Raw genomic sequence first — 20,175 nt, forward strand, 5'->3', positions numbered from 1 at the left:
ATTCGTCTGAATTAAAACGTTTTTCTAAGCAGCTATTTCTTACTTAATGAGCTTCCAGCTATTTAAATAATGCTAAAACAGCTAATAATGGGAAAAGGGCTCAACTCACTGTGGAGCCCTGCATTTTTATATGATTCCTAAATTTTTACGTTCTGAACTCCAAAGTAAAAGTTAAAAACGATGCTGATACTGAACACCGATCAAGAGTGCATCGGCAGTCACATCAGCAGTTATATTGGAACTCGTTCCTGGGATCGTCGTCAGGCTTTCGTCAATATCTTGTGATTCTCCGATGATAAATCCGACACCAATATCAACAGAACTGGCGGCCGTGACGTTATATGTCCCTCCGACGGTGAGCCAATGACGGTTAACATCAGGAATGGATAACGATGTGAGTTCGTCAGTTGGAGAAAGGTCGTACATGTAGCCAGCTCTTAGCACGATGTTTTTTGACATGGTGTATGTACCACCGACCGAAACATGCCCCGCATCTTTCCATTGATACTCCTTGATAGAATCGTCGTAAGAATCAGACGTTAATGAATCAAATTCAGACCAATTCACCCATTGCAGGCTGTAATGGAACGCCCATTGCTCGTTGATTTGGTGCCATCCGGAAAACTCTAGAGTATCTGGTAAAGGCACGTTCATCTTGTCGGCAGGGACACCACCTTTAGTAATATCACCTTCTACTTCGATATCTGGGCTATAACGATAACTAATACCAAATTTGTTGTGTTCGTTGACTTGGTAAGTCGCGCCAACATTTGTGCCCAGACCGAAGCCATCTGCGTCCACATTTAGCAAGCCTTGGCGGTATATCTCACCCTCACCGTAAATGACATCCAGTCCCGCGCCTAAGTTGATTTTTTCTGACAACTCGTAAGCCACAGCAAAACCAACGTTGATACTGGAAAGCGCCGTTTTACCTCCGAACTCGTCCGCTTCGAACGACTCGTCAAACTCAACATCGGTGCCGAAGTTAGAATGCACAGTTGCACCTAATGTGAATTTAGAACCTTCGATAGGGTGAACATAATGCATGTTTGGGACTAACGTCCCTGCATCTAACGATTGATCATCTAACGTTTGAGTATCACCAATCATTGGCGTGTAGCTAACATTAGACACATCAATACCACTATCGATATAAATAGCCCCAACAGAGAGTGTTGGTTGCTCGATGTAAGCCATCGCAGCGCTGTTCTTTGCAACAATCGCGGCGCTATCTGCCATCACAGCATCACCCGCAAATGCACGGCCCAACCCTGTTGCTGATTGTGCGTTAAGTTGGAATCCTGCGGCGTTTGTTAAGCAAGGAATGAGAGCAGCTGCGGTGCCCAATAAGAGTTTATTCTTCATCTTGAGGCACCTCTGTTTCGATATGATCTTCGTTCACTATTTCGATTGATGCACCCGTTGTTGTTACCATCGATGCAACGGCAACCTGCTGAGTATTGGTCGCATCCCAAACAAAATTGAGCTCTTCAGAATCTGGGAATCCGGGTAATCCTGATTCGTCCATCGTTCCCTCATAAGGGAATAGGTAAGTACCATGCCCTCCCGTGGTCGTTCGAATAACCCCCCGGGTTTCTGTAGTAGTTAATGGCTGTCCTGTCGTACCCGTAATTGGAGCTAATCCCAAAGCCTTAATTAGTGGCTCAGTTCCCGTTCTTATGTTGTCTGGAGCTGAGTTGGGAACGACACTGTCTGGTACATAATCCACTCCAACATCACATGTTTCACCGCAGTCGCCCACTGCCGCCAGCAATAACGTTGGTTGTTTGTTGTTAGCTTGGCGGGATGTAAAACTCGCAGGGTCAGAGCTATCAATAGCAGCCTGAACACCCTGCTTTAAACCAGTCACAAGAAGGTCATATATATCATTTTCTAACTGGTTAACCGTAAGAGCATTTTCGGAAGATAAACTGACAAACTCGTTTAATGACTCAATACACTCTTGGTTGTTATTCTCTGCATCGCAGCTTTCCGGAATCACAGTTTCAGCGATACTACGCTGTATATCCGGCGATTTTTTCACCCCATCGGACATTTCCGGCCCTAACGTCTGAGAAGACAAAACCAAATTGGTAAGCCCCTGACCCGGAACAACAAAGTTAACCGTTTTGAACTTAAACAATGGTGAGTCTTGGCTAAACTCACTAACCATCACCGACATGATCCCACCCAGAGAGTGACCGACTAGGTGAATATTGCTCTTATCAACCCATGGCTGATTATTCAGAGCAAAGCGTAGACCTAAGAAATCCGAAACCGACTGCTGTAAATTGGAGCGAAGCGCGAAAGGTGAGTCGATATTGATGAAAAATGATTTGTTCTCTTTAGCACTGATTTCAAGACCATTCACATCGTATCTCATACGTTCGCCGTGATAGGGCATGTCAATAGCTACAACGGCATAACCTTGTGTTGTGTAATCTTTAGCCATTAGAGACGCAGCAGATTTATCAGCCGTGACGCCATGAATAAAGACAACGCTCGGAAGTGTTGTCTTCCCATCCCAACGGGCTGGTGTGTAAACATCGGCATTGACAATCTGTGACTGGACAACAACTGGCAGTGGTTCATTTACTGTAGGAAAACCGCCTGTCGATGTTTTCATCCATTCGTATAGCGGCGGGCATGATGCCTTTGGTTCATATTGGTCGTAATCGCACTCAGATTCACGACTCTTCGTGAAAGGTAGATAAAATGGCAGTTTTAGTTTCTGAGTATAAAGGTCATATTTAGTCGTTTTATCTTCGATCAAGATGAGTTCGCCAGAAAAAGTCGTTCCTTCAACAATATGGTTATCCCTCATCGCATCCAGTGACGAATATGAACTCTGAGTTTTAAATTGAGCTGCATATACAGGAATACCCTTCTCAGGATACAGCGCATAATATGAATCTATCGCATTTAATACCTGCTCCTGAAGGCTTACTTCCTTATCGCTGTCTAGCGGAACACCTGAATAAATCAATTCATCAAAGCTAGCGTCTGCTTTTAAAGGTTCGTCAAATTCAGTTTTTACCCCATCAGTCACAACGATTGAGTAAGTCGTTCCTTCTTTTAATCCTGACTCGCACTGAATAATAATATTAGAACCATCGGCTGATATTTGAGTGCTAACTTCCTCACCAGTTGACTCATTAATTAACACCACGTTCCCCGATAAAGTTTCATTATTCAGTGGAAAACGCTTATCAGAATTAATACTTTGTAGCGGAATTAAAATAGGCTCTGCACAAAGTCCCCAACCATCTAAAGCGGCGTATGAGTTGTTGTAGTCCTGATAATAGGCATCGTTCTTTGATGACAAAGTTACAGCGTGTTCACCGACTCCGGTAATGGTTCCGTCGTCGTCATACCCGTATCCATCGTTTGGTTTTGGCAGTTCATCAATGTTGTAGGGAACCAATACTGAAACAGGTTCTTGAGTCGAGTCTTCAGACTGACAGCCGAGTAAGGCAAGCGTAATTAGTCCACATATATATGGCTTATTGAAATCTTTCAAAACAGCTCCTTCGTAGCTTTCGCATTTAACTGGTGTGGTCATGCGATTTATCGTTATTTGAGTTGCCGATTGAGTCGGAAGTAAGCTCGACTTTTATTCGCAGAGAGCAAGGCAACACAGAGTTGGAATGACACGTTGATAAAACTACGTAAGAAATTTGAGCAATTAACCCACACCCACTAAATCAGCGTCACCCGTTAATGATCCAATAGCTACTAACGGCAAGCACCTGAAACCGCATTAAACAACCTCAAAAAGGTATATAAGGAAATCTAATTAGGTTAATAAATCATTTTAAATCATAACCTTAAATATCAAAGGCACCAAAATCAGCAAGTTTATATTTGTAGCGACATTTGTTATATTTAGGTTAGAACGCTTATAACAATGAGAACCCAGATGTCTGCTGAATTTATTATCAATGATGATATACAGGTCAATTTAGAAGAGAGTGAAATCCATCACTTTAAGACGGGCCGTACGTACCCAATAGGTTCTAACGAATCAGAGCTGCTTAAGTTTTTTATCTCGAGACCCAACGAGGTGATCACTCGCCAAGTTCTTATTGAGCAGGTGTGGGTGTCTAAAGGTATTTACGTAGAAGATGGCAGCCTAATGCAAACCATCTCGATTTGCCGAAAAGCGTTAGAAGATAAGAGCGGAATGATCATCGTCACTGAGCGCGGTAAAGGCTACCGATTTGCAGGACAAGTGACACAAGATAAAGAACGTGCATTGCGCAAAATTCAAGCTCAACCCACGCAACAAACTGCACAACCCACAGAGAGCTCTATAGAAGAAAGCCCAACGGTAGAAAAAACAGCCCCAACGAAAAAGACAAACCATGTGTTAGCGCTAATTGCTTTATTTGTATTAACCGCTGGTCTGTCCCATTATTTGTTTGCTTATTTAGACAGAAATAGCTTGGGTCAAGATCTTACAGGGCAGCATTTTATCTCTTGTACAATCGAAACCGACGAGTTCACCTTTAAAGAACTCTACAACGTCACTCTTTATGAATATAAAGGTCGAAAGATCATCATAGATAATTCAGGAAAATCTTTGAGCTTCCCTAGTGAATTTAAAGGAGTTACTTGTGAATAAAGAAAAGCAGATATTCGTAATCGTGGCTCTATTGGGTGTTTTGGTCGGCTGGTTAACAACCTTTATTCCAAAAGAACACCTTAAAGGTCATTATTTGGCCAACACGGCATCGGTGGTTAATCCGCCCGAGAAAATAATTTATAACCAAGCTTCCGTGAATATCGAATTTAAGAAGAACAATAGTTACGAGTTGTTATATGTTTCGACTAAAGAGGCTGGTTTCACATCGTCTGGCACTTACGTTGTCACTCAACACGATATTTCGCTGGATGAGACTCAACACGAACAGATCATCCCAGACAGAGAGCTCACGTTCTATGAAAAAGTCATGATCAGTGAAGGTTCTGTACTCTCTTCAGATGCGATGACTTACATTCCACTGAACGACAGAGAGCTGTTATTGGTGACGCAACGTGGAATGATTCATTTCTGTAAAAAAGTGGTATGTGCCGACCTGCCCGCTTATTCAAATTCAGAACCGGAAGTAAATATCAATTAAGCTTACCGTCACTAACAGAGCACACTCTGTAAATTCTATGTGACTTTCCTCTGGCGTCTGCTATTTCCCAATTAAGTAGGCGTCAGACTCTAATCCTCGAATGCAAAAATACCTTCCTAAATGTAAGAAATAGCCCTTTCCTTTTGATTTCCACCACTAAGTTAGAAAAAGCATAATTTTATAAATTAAAGCATTAATATGCAACTTAGCACAACAAAAGTGATCCAAGCTATATTCTAGCAAACGATATAATTTGTTTATTAACATCTAAACAACAGTAGTTAATCACGATTTACAACCACAATTAACATCAAAAAAAATGTTTGTCTTAGATCATATCAACCTCAACTATGCCTCGTGCCACAGTGCCGTTTTCTGTACATTCATTGTCATATTCTGAAACACTTTCTTATATTTTTTTAAACTTTGTGGAGATTTCTATGTTAGAGCTCTTGATCGGATTAGTGATTACTATTGCTGTTGGTTACTTTATTGTAAAAGGCTATAAAGCGGCGGGTGTATTACTAACTGCTGGCCTTGCCCTACTTCTTATTACTGGCCTTATTGGTCACACAGTCTTACCAGCTAAAGTCGCTTCAACAGGTAACATGGTTACCGACTCACTAGAATTTGTTAAATACATGCTTCAGTACCGCGGGGGCGGCCTAGGCATGCAAATCATGCTTCTTTGTGGTTTTGCTTCATACATGACTCACATCGGCGCGAACAACGTGGTAGTGAAGCAGTTCTCTAAACCACTTGCTGCGATCAAATCTCCCTATGTACTTCTTGTTGCGGCTTACATCGTAGCGTGTCTAATGTCTCTAGCAGTAAGTTCTGCAACGGGTCTTGGTGTGCTATTGATGGCAACCCTATTCCCAATGATGACGGCAATGGGTATTTCTCGCCCAGCGGCAGTTGCAGTTTGTGCGTCACCTGCTGCCATCATTCTTTCGCCAACCTCTGGTGATGTGGTTATCGCGGCAGAAAAATCAGGCATGTCTCTTGATGTGTTTGCTGTTCAAACGGTACTGCCTGTTTCTATCTGTGCGATCATCGTGATGGCAGGTGCGGCTTTCTTCTGGAACAAATATCTAGATAAGAAAGAAAACACGCCAATGGAAAAAGTAGACGTTTCCGAAATCGAAACAACAGCACCGGCTTTCTACGCTGCACTTCCATTCTTACCTATCATCGGCGTTTTTCTATTCAACGGACGGACTATCCCTGGGCTTTCACTTGATATCTATACCATTGTGGTAGGTTCTATCTTCGTGGGCGCGGTCATCGATTACGTTGTTAAGAAGTTTGACGGCGAAAAAACACTAGAGGATTTAGACTCTTGTTACCAAGGTATGGCTGACGCATTTAAAGGCGTGGTAATGCTGTTGGTTGCGGCAGGCGTATTTGCTCAAGGTCTAATGTCTATTGGTGCGATTGATAACTTAATTGGTCTTGCTGAATCGGCAGGTGCAGGCGGTATCGCATTGATGCTTATCCTGACGGGTCTAACGGTTGCTGCAGCTATCGCAACAGGTTCTGGTAACGCGCCTTTCTATGCATTCGTAGAACTGGCTCCATCATTAGCGGCGAAAATGGGCTTGAACCCAGCGTTCCTAATCATCCCAATGCTTCAAGCATCTAACTTAGGCCGTACTATTTCACCAGTATCTGGTGTAATTGTAGCGACATCTGGTATGGGTAAAATCAGCCCATTTGAAGTAGTCAAACGTACTTCTGTACCAGTAATCTGTGGTCTTATTACCGTTATCTTCGGCACGCTTGTATTGGTTCCAATGGCAGCGTAAGCCTTAAGTTTCTAATCTCAAAGAACGAAGAACAAACGAACACCAATACTGATATAAAATGCGTAAACCAAAAGGCGCTGAACCTAATAAGTTCAACGCCTTTTTTTAATCTCATTTTCTCAACATCGTTAAAACTATCGAGATATGTATAAACAGTAAGGCTTGAAATAGTGTTATCTCAAAGGAACAAGCCCTACTTCATTTCACCATAGCGTTCTAGATACAGAACCGTTGCAGCAGTACGTGAAGGCACTTGTAGCTTTTTCAGCAAGCTTTTCATGTGTACCTTAACTGTCGATTCAGAAATAAACAGGTGATCTGCTATCTGCTTGTTACGGTAACCTTTCGCGACTTCTTGAAGGATTTGCATTTCGCGTTCAGTCAGTTGGTCGAAGATATCATTGCGACTACCAGCGTCATTTAAGTAACGAGCAACCACACTGCTGTAAGCTTTGTCACCGCTGTGTGCTTGCTTAAGCAATTCGATTAACTCATCGGGTTCTGTGTCTTTTAACAAGTAGCCGTCAGCGCCGGCCTTTACGATCGCTTCAATGTCTGCAGGGCTATCAGAAACCGTGAGAATAACGATGTTAGCGCTTGAACCATCAGTACGCAGTGCTTTCAGCGTATCAAGTCCAGACATGCCTTTCATATTAAGATCCAATAGGATCAAATCAGGTTCTTCTTCATGGGCAAGAGCGACTGCTTCAGTACCGTTACTTGCTTCTGCAATCACTTCGAATTCATCTTCAAAGCTCAGTAATTGGCTTATACCTCTGCGCATCAATGGATGATCATCAACCAGCATTACTTTACAAATCGTCAACTTTAACTTCCTTCAAACTTTTATATTTCAATATGACTGTACAGCCTTCACCTTGAGCCGCTTCAATCGTTAAGTCGCCATTCAGTCTTGCCGCACGCTCCTGCATAATACTCATCCCGTAGTGGTTCGTCTTGGAACTACTTGAGTCAAAGCCATCTCCATTATCTTTAATCACGACTAATACTTCACCGTCCTCATCGATACAGCATACATCTATCAAGTCGGCATTGGCGTGTTTTATTGCGTTTATTGTTGCTTCACGAATCAATTGAAGCAAGTGAACCTGACTGTGTGCATCAAGCTCTATGGATGAAAGATTATTGGTTAGGTTAATCTTTGCATCTGTTCTTTCACTGAGCTCTTCAAGCATGGTACTTAGAGCCTCGCCGAAGTTGCCCTCTTTTATTGTCAACCTAAAGGTTGTGAGCAACTCTCGTAATTGAGTATAGGCATCAGCTAAACCGTTGCCGATTTCCGACGCTATTTGTTCAGATTGCTCTCGATGCTGTTGTTCTGGCAATTTGCCAATCACGCGCTTCAACAATGTCACTTGGATTTTCAGATACGACAGTGATTGGGCCAATGAATCATGTAGTTCACGTGCAATTGTTGCACGCTCTTCCATAATAATAAGCTGTTCTGCTTTCTTCTGCGCACGATTATAATAGATCGCCCGTGATAACAGTTGGATAAAGCTCTCAATCAGAGTCTTGGTTGAATGGCCATGATGATATGAACAATATAAATAGCCTAAGATAAGCTCATTATCATCCAACTTCATTTCAAACTTTTCATAATCCAAGTTCGAATCATACCCTTCGTCCATAATCAATGAACGACCCGAACTATCAGCTATCTCAAGCCTTAACGACTCTATTCCTTCTAGACTGACTAGGTGCTGCAGAATAGCTCGGAAGTTTTCTGGTGCGATACGTGTAACCGTAAGTTCTTGTGACGAGTGATAAAGCGCCTGCAAAGATTGGTTGGCGTTTTGCAGCTCAACTGTCTTAGCGTCTACAACTGACTCAAGGTTTCGATAGAGCACGCCCAAATCTTTGGCCATCGAGTTAAACGTTTTAGTCAGAATACCCAGTTCGTTGTTATTGGTGACCTTTAACTCTACCTCAAAGTCACTGTTTTTGATCCGCTGACTGGCTCCAACGAGCGCATGCAATGGCTTAACAACTTGTTTACGTACAAAATGAACAACAAAAAGAGATATGACCAAAATTCCGCCTAAGCCAACACCACCGGCCCACGCCAATTTTATTAACTTATCTTCTGAGAATTCTTGAAGCTTGAAAACGAAGCCATCTATCTCAGTAACAAAGTTCTCAACCAACACGAGATAGTGCTTGCGATCTTCACTGTTTAATACTTGCTTCAGTTCATGCCACCGACCAATAATTAAATAGTAATCTTCTGTGATGTCTGTCGGAACATTCCAACTGACCAAATTGGTCATTGATGGAGAATAAAGAGAACTTTCGAATTCATGAATATGAGATTCGTAATCGACGGATTCTATTTGAATATCATGGGCTAAACGGTAGCTTTGCATTCGCATTGAACCAGCCACGTTAACCGCTTCCGCATCATTCAAGCTTGAAGCCAAAGTAAAGATGGCAAAGCCAGTCGTAGCAACCGACAACAGCAGTATAGAGAGCAAGGATTTTGCTATCGTACTTGTTACAGATGAAACCGGTTTTATAAGCAAAAGTGCCTTCCTATTGATAAATGACTTGCCAGCGATATCGTATTGTCACACATCAAAAATCATAGCTCCATTCAATATGTGATCACTCGCTCCGTAATTTATTGATCTAAGACAATATATGCCCCCAATTAGCCCTTAGGGGGTATTTATACAATTGTTTCTAAAACTACACTACTTATGAGGACAAATTACAAGATATCAATGGAATATTGACCTAAAATTACAACATCTTAGCAACATCTATAGGTATTAAGTGGTAGATCTATCAAAACGCCGTCTGTTCTCTAGAAGAAAAGTTGACTCAAGCCAGATTCGTTTGCCTTGGATTAACAACTTAGAAAGCTTTACAGATGACTGTACTCGCTGCGGTAAATGCATCGAGAATTGTGAGACTAAGATAATCATTGTAGGCGATGGTGGTTTTCCCACTGTCGATTTCTCTATTGATGAATGCACGTTCTGCTATCAATGTGCAGATGTTTGCCCCGAACCCATTTTTAAGCCAAAGCAGGGAGAGCCTTGGCAAGCAAAAGCACATATCTCTGATAAGTGCTTAGCGCAACAAAATGTTGAATGCCGAAGCTGTGGTGACATGTGTGAACCTATGGCCATTCAATTTCAACTTAGAGCAGGCAGTGTTGCTCTACCAAAAATCAAGTTAGATGAGTGTAGCGGTTGTGGAGCCTGCGTAGCAGTTTGCCCTACTTTAGCTATTCTTGTGAGTAATGCATAAAACAAAAATAACGAGAGCAATTTATGGCACTAAATGAAGTGCATATATCAAGTTTAGTCGTGCATGTGAGCCCAGAGCATCTAGACGAGATCAAAGCACAAATCGAGCAGTTCGATAATGCAGAGATTTACGGCAGTAGCCCTGAAGGCAAAATCATAGTGGTCCTAGAAACCGAAAACCAAGGTTTTGTAACGGATACCATCGAAGAAATTAATAATATTACGAACGTTTTAGGGACAGCTTTGGTTTATCACCAAATCGAAACTGGACTGGACGAAACGGATTTAGAAACTGGAAGCAACAATTCTCAACTTGAGGGTGAAGTATGAAAATGACAAGACGTGCGTTTGTGAAAGCAAACGCAGCTGCATCAGCGGCAGCCGTTGCAGGTGTAACTCTACCGGCAACAGCAACCAACCTGATTGCTAGCTCTGATCAAACAAAAATCACGTGGGATAAAGCGCCTTGTCGTTTTTGTGGTACGGGCTGTTCGGTACTGGTAGGTACTCAAAATGGTAAAGTGGTTGCAACTCAAGGCGACCCAGAAGCTCCTGTAAATAAAGGCCTTAACTGTATTAAAGGCTACTTCCTTTCAAAAATCATGTACGGTAAAGACCGTCTTGAGACTCCTCTACTTCGTATGAAAGACGGTGAGTTCCATAAAGATGGTGATTTCGCACCAGTATCTTGGGACAAAGCTTTCGACGTAATGGCTGAGAAATGGAAAGCTTCACTGAAGAAGAATGGCCCAACAGGTGTTGGTATGTTCGGTTCAGGCCAATGGACAGTAATGGAAGGCTACGCAGCGGTTAAGATGATGAAAGCGGGTTTCCGTTCAAACAACATCGATCCGAACGCTCGTCACTGTATGGCTTCAGCGGTAGGCGCATTCATGCGTACTTTCGGTATTGATGAGCCAATGGGTTGTTACGATGACTTTGAACACGCAGACGCATTCGTACTGTGGGGTTCAAACATGGCAGAAATGCACCCAGTACTATGGACTCGTATTACAGACCGTCGTCTAAGCCACCCACACGTTAAAGTAAACGTTCTGTCTACTTACTACCACCGTTCTTTCGAGCTTGCTGACACTGGTTACATCTTCAATCCTCAGTCTGACCTTGCAATTGCGAACTTCGTAGCAAACTACATCATTCAAAACGATGCAGTTAACTGGGACTTCGTGAACAAGCACACAAACTTCAAGCAAGCAACGACAGACATCGGTTACGGCCTTCGTGACGATGATCCACTGCAAAAAGCTGCTGCGAACCCTAACTCAGGCAAAATGACTGATATTAGCTTCGAAGACTACAAAGCTTCTGTTGCTGAATACACAGTTGAGAAAGCGTCTGAAATGTCAGGTGTATCTCATGACGACCTTATCAAGCTGGCTAAGCAATACGCAGATCCAAACATCAAAGTAATGTCACTTTGGACGATGGGTATGAACCAACATACTCGTGGCGTATGGATGAACAGCCTTGTGTACAACATCCACCTTCTTACAGGTAAGATTTCTACTCCAGGTAACAGCCCATTCTCACTAACGGGCCAACCATCTGCGTGTGGTACAGCTCGTGAAGTTGGTACATTCTCTCACCGTCTACCGGCAGATATGGTTGTTGCTAACCCTAAACACCGTAAGATTGCAGAAGACATCTGGAAACTTCCAGAAGGCACTATCCCAGCTAAACCAGGTGCTCACGCTGTAGTTCAAGACCGTATGCTTAAAGACGGTAAGATCAACGCTTACTGGGTAATGTGTAACAACAACATGCAAGCCGGTCCAAACATCAACACTGAACGTCTGCCAGGTTACCGTAACCCAGATAACTTCATTGTATGTTCTGACCCGTACCCAACGGCAACAGCTCAAGCTGCTGACCTTATCCTTCCAACAGCAATGTGGATCGAGAAAGAAGGTGCTTACGGTAACGCAGAGCGTCGTACACAAGCATGGTACCAACAAGTGAAAACCGTAGGTCAAGCTAAGTCTGACCTATGGCAAATCATGGAGTTCTCTAAGCGCTTCACTATTGAAGAAGTTTGGGGTGAAGAACTGGTTGCGAAAATGCCTGAGTACCGTGGCAAAACCATGTACGACGTGCTTTACAAAAACGGCAACGTTGATGCATTCCCACTGTCTGAAGCTCAAGAGCTTAACGATGATGCACAAGCTCAAGGTTTCTACGTTCAAAAAGGCCTATTCGAAGAATACGCAGCCTTTGGTCGCGGCCACGGTCACGATTTAGCGCCATACGATCGCTACCACCAAGTTCGTGGTTTACGTTGGCCTGTTGTTGACGGTAAAGAAACACTATGGCGCTTTAAAGAAGGTTCAGATCCATACGCTAAGAAAGGCTCTGATTGGGACTTCTACGGTAAGCCAGATGGTAAAGCACTGATCATCAATGCCCCATACGAAGCGCCACCTGAAGTACCAAACGATGAATACGATATGTGGCTATGTACAGGTCGTGTTCTTGAGCACTGGCACACAGGTACTATGACTCGTCGTGTACCAGAACTTTACAAAGCAGTACCTGATGCACTGTGTTACATCCACCCTGCTGACGCTAAAGCTCGTGGCCTTCGTCGTGGTGATGAAGTTCTTATCGAAAACAAACGTGGTGAAGTACGCGTTCGTGTTGAAACTCGTGGTCGTAACCGTCCACCACAAGGCTTGGTATTCGTACCATTCTTTGATGCAAGAATTCTGATCAACAAGTTGATCTTGGATGCAACGGATCCTCTGTCTAAACAGACGGACTACAAGAAGTGTCCAGTTAAGATCACTAAGGTTTCTTAAGAGCCATATGCTTTTAGAAACTAGGTACAAGATCTAACGTATTTAATATTGCGGCTACTTTTTTTGTGAATTTTGAAAAAAGTAGTCCACTCAAAGAATTAGCCTTTAGGCGGAGAAATTAACCATGAAAAAACTGATTACTGCCCTACTATCAGCTGGTCTTTTGCTAGCTGGTGCAGTTCAAGCTGAAGCTGAGCTGGATAACCCAGGCGGCATTGGTGGCGTAGAATCTCTACGTGGTGCAAGTGAACTTGAAGCAACTCGCGCAGCAGATGACTTCAAAAAGTTCCCTCGTGACCAAGTACTTGAGAGTGACTACGTATACCAACCACCTCTAGTGCCTCATACTATTCGTAGCTATGAAGTTTCTCTTAACGCTAACAAGTGTCTTTCTTGCCACAGCTGGAAAAACGCAAAAGAAATGGGTGCTACTAAAGTGAGTGTAACTCACTACATGAACCGTGAAGATGCGGTACTTGCAGATGTATCACCTCGTCGTTACTTCTGTCTACAGTGTCACGTACCTCAAGCTAATGCTAAGCCACTAGTTGAGAACGAGTTCAAACCTGTAGATTCACTGCGTTAATCGTAGCCGGACTGTAAGAGAGGCTATATATGATAAAATTACTTAAAGCGTTTTGGAAAAGACTCGCGACACCAAGTAAAGCAGCCGTAGGCGTTGTTTTGTTCTTGGGTTTCTCGGGTGGTCTTTTGTTCTGGGGTGCATTCAACACAGGTATGGAGGCAACCAACACGGAAGAATTCTGTTCTGGCTGTCACGCACCTATCGTTGCTGAAATCCAAGAGACAATTCACTACTCCAACCGTTCTGGTGTTCGTGCTATCTGTTCAGACTGTCACGTACCTCACGAATGGACGGATAAGATTGTTCGTAAGGTTCAAGCATCTAAAGAGCTATACGCTCACTTTATTGCGAAGACCATCAATACTGAAGAAAAGTTCAAAGCGCGTCGTGCTCACCTAGCGGAACGCGAATGGGCTCGATTGAAAAAGAACGATTCACTTGAATGTCGTAACTGTCATCAGTTCGATTACATGGACTTCTCAGAGCAAAGCCCTCGTAGTGCAAAACAACACTCGACTGCGCTAGCTTCTGGTGAAAAAACGTGTGTAGACTGTCACAAAGGTATTGCACACAAACTACCAGACATGCACGGCGTTGAAGGCTGGCAATAAGGAGCGATTGAATGAGTACTTTAGAAAGCGTAATTTGGCACATCCTAGGTTACAGCGCTATGCCAGTTATCATTCTTGGCGGCTTCGCAGGTGTTGCAGCCGTATCTCTTTGGATTTTATCTATGGGTAAAGACAAAGAAATCGATTAATAATCGAGATTGCATCAACGTCTACCAGTTGCTTCTGATAGGAGTTGATACGAAAAAGCCACTGATTTCAGTGGCTTTTTTATTATCTGGCGTTTCTGTTTACTGCTAGGGGGATGATGGAACCTTAGTAAAACGACATCGCAGCTAATATAAAGAAAGCCTTATATAGCAAAATCTAAGCTTCGTTTTTCGGAGCTTCTGTATCAGCAGGCTCTTTATCGACAGCTTCTGTATCAACAATCGGCAGCACCTGTTTTACGTAGTTGCCCGGCGCTTTGCCTATCACAGGGTTAAGCTCAGAACCTTGATTGAATGGTTCGATTTGCTCGTCAGTCTCAAAGCCCTGTAACCACTGATCCCAGTGTGTCCACCATGAACCTTCATTATGGCTTGCGTTTGATAGCCACTCATCAGCAGAATCATCAAGATTGTCATTCAACCAGAACCCGTACTTCTTCTTGCCTGGATGGTTAACAATGCCTGCAATATGACCGGATTCACCCAATACAAAGGTTTTGTTGCCACCCGTATTCAATGCACCGCGATAAGTCCCCTGCCACAAGGCAATATGGTCTTCTTTGGCTGAGATGAAGTAGCTTGGTATTTTGATCTTATTCAGATCTATCCAAACGCCACCAACTTTCACGCCTTTGTCTTGAACGAGTTTGTTCTCAAGGTAAAGCTCACGCAGCAAGAAGTTATGGCACTTAGCAGCTACGTTTGTGCTATCACTGTTCCAATACAACAAATCAAACTCCATTGGGCTGCTGCCTTTGAGGTAATTATCAATGTAGTAGTTCCAGTACAAGCTGTTTTCACGAAGCAAACTGAACGTCACACTCAATGAACGACCATCCATATAACCTTTGGCGTCGTTCTGCTTCTCAATCGCGTTAATGATCGTTTCGTTGATATACGCGCCAACCTCACCCGGCTGCGAGAAATCCAACAAGGTTGTAAAGAAGGTCGCGGTTTTAATGCGTTTCTTCATGCGCTTCGCAGCGTAGTAAGCAACCGTAGAGGCTAATACCGTACCACCGATACAGTAACCTGCTGCGTTAATCTGCTCTTTACCTGTGATGTCTTCAATCGCCGCAACCGCTTTCACTACACCTTCCGTGACATAGTCACCGAACTCTTGGTCTTTCTGCGCCTCGCTCGGATTACGCCAAGACATCATGAATACGCTATGTCCTTGCTCTAGCAACCAGCGCACCATCGAGTTCTTCTCACGAAGGTCAAGAATGTAGTACTTGTTTATAAACGGCGGGACGATCAGCAAAGGCGTCGCATTGACCTGCGGTGTCTTGGGATAGTATTGAATCAGTTCAAACAACTCGTTTTGAAAGACAACATCACCTTCCGTGTTAGCAACATCAACACCTAATCGGAAAGCGTTATTGTTAGTCATACGGATCTTGAGGATATCAGCACTCGCTTCAACGTCTGCTTGTAACTGCTCTAATCCATCAAGCAGGTTTTCACCATTTCGCTCGAGCGTTAGTTTCATCAACTCTGGGTTAGTCGCAATGAAGTTGCTTGGAGAGAGAGCATTGATTGCCTGACGTGAAAAGAACGCCACACGCTCTTTGGTTTTCTCGTCGATGCCTTCGATAGAATTGATGGTGTCAATGTAGCTTTTGCTGAATAGCAAATAAGATTGCTTGATAAAGCTGTAGAATGGGTCGTTTTTCCACGCTTCATCAATAAAGCGCTTGTCGCTGCGACCTTCTGAAATAACACTTTCGGTGTTGCCCATCAGCGCGGCATTCTGCCAGATCTTAAGTTGTTGTTCCCACCATTGAGATTGTAGCTGAAGTAGAACGGCGGGTTGGTTGGCGGCTTGCTCGAAGATTTTTGATGCATCATCAAAGTTCAATTCTTGCATCGCTTGATTGAGGGGAGATTGCGCGGCTTCCTTGTTTTGTTCAAAGTTTTCCCACCATTGCTGGTTCGTTTGTTGAAGTTTAACAAGGTAGTCCGAAAAGAAGTGTTGAAACATAACATGACTCCAATAATCGGAAAATCGCCACCGAGCCTCACAGTAAACACAGTGCTAACTCGATGGCGATTTTATTTATGCAGGTGTAACTGTTTTCAAGTTTTCAGTTGTTAGTGTTTCAACATCTTCTTTGAACTCTTTTGCCGCAGCTTGAAGCTTAGCACTGTCACTCATCATCTGTTGAGACAGCTGAGTTAGCGCTGCTAGTTGCTGGCTGTTGAAAGCCGTTAGGCTAGTCACGTCTTTGATTTCAGTCACTGCTTTCATTTGCGCAAGCCCCATGTCCGTGTAAGTCTGCATAGCATTCATTTGCAGCTCTGTCATCGTTTGGACGTTCTTTGCAACCAACTTGTTGAACTTTAAGTACGGTTCAAATTGCTTTTCAGTTTGGTCAGTAATTGTTTTGAAAATATCCGTGTACATAAATAACTCCTGATGAATACATAGTTTAATAAATTTGTGTCACTATCGATTCAGCCGACGCTTATCGACTAACTCACGATGCTTTGCAAAGCTGAATCGATCTTTTTAAGCTTGCCACCGATATGTCAGGTTCTAACCTTCCATACCTTTTAGCAAAACAGCGGTTCCCATTCCTCCACCCACACAGAGTGAAGCAACGCCATAAGTCGTTTTCTGTTCAAGCATTTCATGGATGAGTGAAACAATAATTCGATTGCCTGAAGCACCTAAAGGATGGCCAAGCGCGATTGCACCACCATTCACGTTGACCTTTGGTTTGAACGCATCAAGCGGGAAATCATGCTGCTCTGACAATTGGTACATCACGCCAAGAGCTTGAGCTGCAAACGCTTCATTCAATTCAAACAAATCTACTTCTTCTAGAGTTAGATTCGCCTTATCAAGCGTTTTCGAAACAGCTTCTACGGGTCCTAAGCCCATGATCTTTGGGTCCAGACCAGACTGTGCGTAACTGGTCAGTTCCACTAAAGGTGTTAGACCATGTTTCGCTACCGCAGATTCAGACGCTAAGATGATTGCACTCGCGCCATCATTGATGCCCGAAGCGTTACCAGCCGTGACTGTTCCTTCACGGTCAAAGGCAGGACGAAGCTTTTGTAGACCTTCGAAGGTTGCATCTGACTTCGGGTACTCATCGGTATCAAAAGTGACAGTTTGTCGACGCTGCTTAACTGCTACAGGCACAATTTGATCGTTAAACTTACCTGCTTCAATCGCCGCGACTGCTTTCTGTTGGCTTTCTAGGGCATAGTTATCTTGAGCAAGGCGAGAAATATTCAACGTATTCGCGATATTTTCAGCGGTCATGCCCATGTGGTAGTGATTAAACGCATCGGTTAAGCCATCACCAACCAGTAAGTCTTTCATTGAGATGTCACCCATTTTGTGACCATTACGAACGCTCGCTGGAACCACAAAAGGAATTTGGGACATCACTTCAACGCCAGCAGCAATAACCAATTCAGCATCTTGTGCTTTGATGTGCGCCGCGGCGTCCATCACTGATTTCATGCCGCTGCCGCAAATCATGTTCACACCGTATGCTGGTGTTTCCTCAGGAAGCCCCGCATAGATGGAAGCCTGACGCGCAACGCCCATACCTTGACCAGCAGAAATCACGTTACCGACAATCACTTCATCAATGACATCTAGGGGAAGGTCTACTGAATCTAGAGCACCTTTGATCGCTACACCAGCCAATTCACCTGCGTTAACGTTTTTCAATGAACCCGTAAATGAACCAATTGGTGTGCGTTTCGCTGCAACAATAAATACTTTTTCCATTATTCAATTCCTGTCAGTTTCGCCATTAGTGCATGTACAAGCCGCCATTCACAGACAATGTCTCGCCTGTAATGTACGCGCCAGATTCACTCGCTAAAAAACCCACTGCATCTGCAATTTCAACAGGTGTTGCTAAGCGTTTCATCGGGATTTGGTTCTTGATTGAATCCAGTACTTCAGGTTTCATTTGCTCAACCATTGGCGTTGCAGTGTAACCAGGGGCAATCACGTTCACTGTCACACCGCTACGAGCACCTTCCGCTGCCAAAGCTTTAGAGAACCCAATCATTCCAGCTTTCGCTGCCGAGTAATTAGTTTGTCCGAATTGACCTTTAAGACCATTTACTGAAGATATATTGATGACTCGGCAGTTACCCTTTTCACACATAGGAGCGAACAGAGGTTGAGTCACGTTGAACAAACTGTTTAAGTTCGTTTCGATAACCTCTTTCCACGCTTCGGCATCCATCTTTTTAAATACGCTATCACGTGTAATACCTGCGTTATTGACTAGCACATCCACCGTGCCTTCTTCTTCTAACAACTTGCTTAAGCTCAGCGCACATTCCGCGGTATTAGTAACATCTAATTCAAACAATCTCACTTGGTCTTCGGTGAATTGTTTTTCATTAAACCAATCCAATGCACATTGGTAGTTTCCAGTAAAATAAGTCGCGATAACACGATAGCCGTCTGCAACTAATTTAGAGGAAATTGCTGAGCCGATACCGCCTTTTGACCCTGTAATTAAAGCAAGTTTTTTCATTAATGGTTCCATCCCTTACAAGCAATTAAATAACAATGATGTTAATAAGATAATGTCTTAGTTGATAATTAAACTTTACGTTTTGCTTTAATTAAACCCTACAACTCAAAATCAAAAAATATTATTACAAATGGGAAATATTTATATCTTATGATTGAAAACTTGACTTCCCTCTCAAAATCAATGAAATGTTGCGAACATGTAAACCAATGCAAGGTGCTGATATCATTAGGATTTATTTAATTTTAACTTTATCACCAAGTAGGTAAGTCATTGTTAATAGGAGATAAACCTATATTTTTTAGCTTGTTTCAAGAAGAATGCAAAGTGAGAATTTGAAATGATTGACCATGGAAATAATAACAAAAATCTTATTATCCATTAATAAATGGTTCATTATCATTCTATATGAACTTCAATATAATTAACGTTCTGAATTGGAAAACTGAACATTATGGATAGGCAAAAAAAAGCCCACTCAATCTATGAGTGGGCTTAATTAAAATCATTAATAAATAGAGCGTGGGTTGCTACTTCGTAAATATTTCATTTGTATTTACATCAAGATAAATTTTGTTTTCAATGGACAACCCGCCACAATAAATAAAATAAACATCTCGATTGCTGTACTTAACCGATTTCACCCATCCGCCGAGTTCTTCAAAATCACTTGGGGCACACTCCCCTTCAGAGATCAGTTTAGCCACCGAATTACGGAATTTCTCTTGATGGATCTTGAGGTCATCAGACTTAACCAAATAGGAATCTAATATCTCTTTGCTTTCTTTTTCTGAGATAATCACTTCATCATTAGATAGACCTGACATAGACACCCATTCAGCTGTCTGCGGGCCACCTTCTTTGAGAACAATATAATCAGAGATACGAGCCCATTCGCCTTGTTTCTCTAATACTTCGACTTTTTCACCTTTGTAGAGATAATCTGTTATCAACCCATCAATTTCAGGTTGCTCTACCACTTCAAGCTTTCTATCCAAAACGTAAAATTCCGTCTGTTCTGGTTCAGGCTGCAGATCCATGATGGGTGCCCGGTCGAATTCTGACTGCTGAGTAACTTCTACAGCTGGCTCTTCCATTTTCTCTGGTGGAATTGGGTCTTTATTCATGACCAAGAAGTAATACGCAGCTCCTCCTCCGCCCAATATTAACAACACAAGTAAAGCGATCAGCGCTTTTTTCATCAAATCCACCAGCTCTTCCGTTTTAGGTATCTTTCAAGTGTACATCAACTCATGCTGCTGCTCATCTATA

At 42.9% G+C, this 20,175-nt stretch carries 18 protein-coding genes; 9 read left to right on the forward strand and 9 right to left on the reverse strand.

The annotated features are described in order from the left end of the window. Positions 1 to 171: 171 nt before the first annotated feature. Together BCV39_RS15550 and BCV39_RS15555 are read right to left on the reverse strand one after the other, a co-directional pair. Complete coding sequence (locus BCV39_RS15550) at positions 172 to 1,365, reverse strand: outer membrane protein transport protein (RefSeq protein WP_102431381.1); 1,194 nt, start codon at positions 1,363 to 1,365, stop codon at positions 172 to 174. Further along, entirely contained in the window at positions 1,355 to 3,562 is a 2,208-nt protein-coding gene (locus BCV39_RS15555; RefSeq protein ID WP_102431380.1) for an alpha/beta fold hydrolase, read from the reverse strand. The genes BCV39_RS15550 and BCV39_RS15555 overlap by 11 nt, the downstream gene beginning before the upstream one ends. 357 nt (positions 3,563 to 3,919) lie before the next feature. Between BCV39_RS15555 and BCV39_RS15560 the strand changes: the two genes are divergently transcribed. From BCV39_RS15560 to dcuC, 3 genes are all read left to right on the forward strand, one after another. Then, positions 3,920 to 4,624, forward strand: coding sequence for a winged helix-turn-helix domain-containing protein (locus BCV39_RS15560; protein WP_102431379.1), 705 nt, complete (start codon positions 3,920 to 3,922; stop codon positions 4,622 to 4,624). Beyond that, positions 4,617 to 5,123 (forward strand): hypothetical protein, encoded by a 507-nt coding sequence (locus BCV39_RS15565; protein WP_102431378.1) that lies wholly within the window; start codon positions 4,617 to 4,619, stop codon positions 5,121 to 5,123. Before BCV39_RS15560 ends, BCV39_RS15565 begins: the two co-directional genes overlap by 8 nt. A gap of 440 nt (positions 5,124 to 5,563) precedes the next feature. Beyond that, complete coding sequence (dcuC, locus tag BCV39_RS15570; RefSeq protein ID WP_009845449.1) at positions 5,564 to 6,931, forward strand: anaerobic C4-dicarboxylate transporter DcuC; 1,368 nt, start codon at positions 5,564 to 5,566, stop codon at positions 6,929 to 6,931. Positions 6,932 to 7,124: 193 nt separating this feature from the next. Here dcuC and BCV39_RS15575 read toward each other — a convergent pair whose 3' ends face one another. Both BCV39_RS15575 and narQ read right to left on the reverse strand, forming a co-directional pair. Continuing rightward, positions 7,125 to 7,757, reverse strand: a complete 633-nt coding sequence (locus tag BCV39_RS15575) for a response regulator (RefSeq protein WP_008219279.1) — start codon at positions 7,755 to 7,757, stop codon at positions 7,125 to 7,127. After that, the gene (narQ, locus tag BCV39_RS15580) at positions 7,744 to 9,474 is read right to left on the reverse strand and encodes a nitrate/nitrite two-component system sensor histidine kinase NarQ (protein WP_048660079.1); all 1,731 of its coding nucleotides are present in this window, start codon (positions 9,472 to 9,474) and stop codon (positions 7,744 to 7,746) included. Before narQ ends, BCV39_RS15575 begins: the two co-directional genes overlap by 14 nt. A gap of 253 nt (positions 9,475 to 9,727) precedes the next feature. On the opposite strand from narQ, the gene napF reads away from it, so the two are divergent. From napF to BCV39_RS15610, 6 genes are all read left to right on the forward strand, one after another. After that, complete coding sequence (napF, locus tag BCV39_RS15585; RefSeq protein WP_102431377.1) at positions 9,728 to 10,207, forward strand: ferredoxin-type protein NapF; 480 nt, start codon at positions 9,728 to 9,730, stop codon at positions 10,205 to 10,207. 23 nt (positions 10,208 to 10,230) lie between these two features. Then, positions 10,231 to 10,536 carry a chaperone NapD gene (locus tag BCV39_RS15590; protein ID WP_019824440.1) on the forward strand — a complete coding sequence of 102 codons (306 nt, stop codon included), beginning with the start codon at positions 10,231 to 10,233 and terminating at the stop codon, positions 10,534 to 10,536. Then, entirely contained in the window at positions 10,533 to 13,022 is a 2,490-nt protein-coding gene (napA, locus tag BCV39_RS15595) for a periplasmic nitrate reductase subunit alpha (RefSeq protein WP_102431376.1), read from the forward strand. Before BCV39_RS15590 ends, napA begins: the two co-directional genes overlap by 4 nt. A gap of 124 nt (positions 13,023 to 13,146) precedes the next feature. Beyond that, positions 13,147 to 13,608: a nitrate reductase cytochrome c-type subunit gene (locus BCV39_RS15600; RefSeq protein WP_017062614.1), complete on the forward strand. Its 462-nt coding sequence runs from the start codon at positions 13,147 to 13,149 to the stop codon at positions 13,606 to 13,608. A 29-nt stretch (positions 13,609 to 13,637) separates the two neighbouring features. Then, positions 13,638 to 14,219 (forward strand): NapC/NirT family cytochrome c, encoded by a 582-nt coding sequence (locus BCV39_RS15605; RefSeq protein WP_009845456.1) that lies wholly within the window; start codon positions 13,638 to 13,640, stop codon positions 14,217 to 14,219. Between the two features lie 11 nt (positions 14,220 to 14,230). Continuing rightward, entirely contained in the window at positions 14,231 to 14,368 is a 138-nt protein-coding gene (locus tag BCV39_RS15610) for a TIGR02808 family protein (protein ID WP_010430103.1), read from the forward strand. Positions 14,369 to 14,543: 175 nt separating this feature from the next. On the opposite strand, the gene phaC is transcribed toward BCV39_RS15610, so the two are convergent. From phaC to BCV39_RS15635, 5 genes are all read right to left on the reverse strand, one after another. Next, on the reverse strand, positions 14,544 to 16,370 hold the full coding sequence (gene phaC / locus BCV39_RS15615; RefSeq protein ID WP_102431375.1) for a class I poly(R)-hydroxyalkanoic acid synthase: 1,827 nt from the start codon (positions 16,368 to 16,370) through the stop codon (positions 14,544 to 14,546). A gap of 75 nt (positions 16,371 to 16,445) precedes the next feature. Next, positions 16,446 to 16,793 carry a phasin family protein gene (locus tag BCV39_RS15620; protein WP_048660075.1) on the reverse strand — a complete coding sequence of 116 codons (348 nt, stop codon included), beginning with the start codon at positions 16,791 to 16,793 and terminating at the stop codon, positions 16,446 to 16,448. A gap of 132 nt (positions 16,794 to 16,925) precedes the next feature. Beyond that, entirely contained in the window at positions 16,926 to 18,137 is a 1,212-nt protein-coding gene (locus tag BCV39_RS15625; RefSeq protein ID WP_102431374.1) for an acetyl-CoA C-acetyltransferase, read from the reverse strand. 25 nt (positions 18,138 to 18,162) lie between these two features. After that, on the reverse strand, positions 18,163 to 18,903 hold the full coding sequence (locus tag BCV39_RS15630) for an SDR family oxidoreductase (protein ID WP_048613548.1): 741 nt from the start codon (positions 18,901 to 18,903) through the stop codon (positions 18,163 to 18,165). A gap of 530 nt (positions 18,904 to 19,433) precedes the next feature. Then, the gene (locus tag BCV39_RS15635; RefSeq protein ID WP_102431707.1) at positions 19,434 to 20,114 is read right to left on the reverse strand and encodes an SH3 domain-containing protein; all 681 of its coding nucleotides are present in this window, start codon (positions 20,112 to 20,114) and stop codon (positions 19,434 to 19,436) included. Between the last annotated feature and the right edge of the window lie 61 nt (positions 20,115 to 20,175).

It is taken from the genome of Vibrio sp. 10N.286.55.E10 (assembly GCF_002872555.1).
Lineage (GTDB): Bacteria > Pseudomonadota > Gammaproteobacteria > Enterobacterales > Vibrionaceae > Vibrio > Vibrio crassostreae.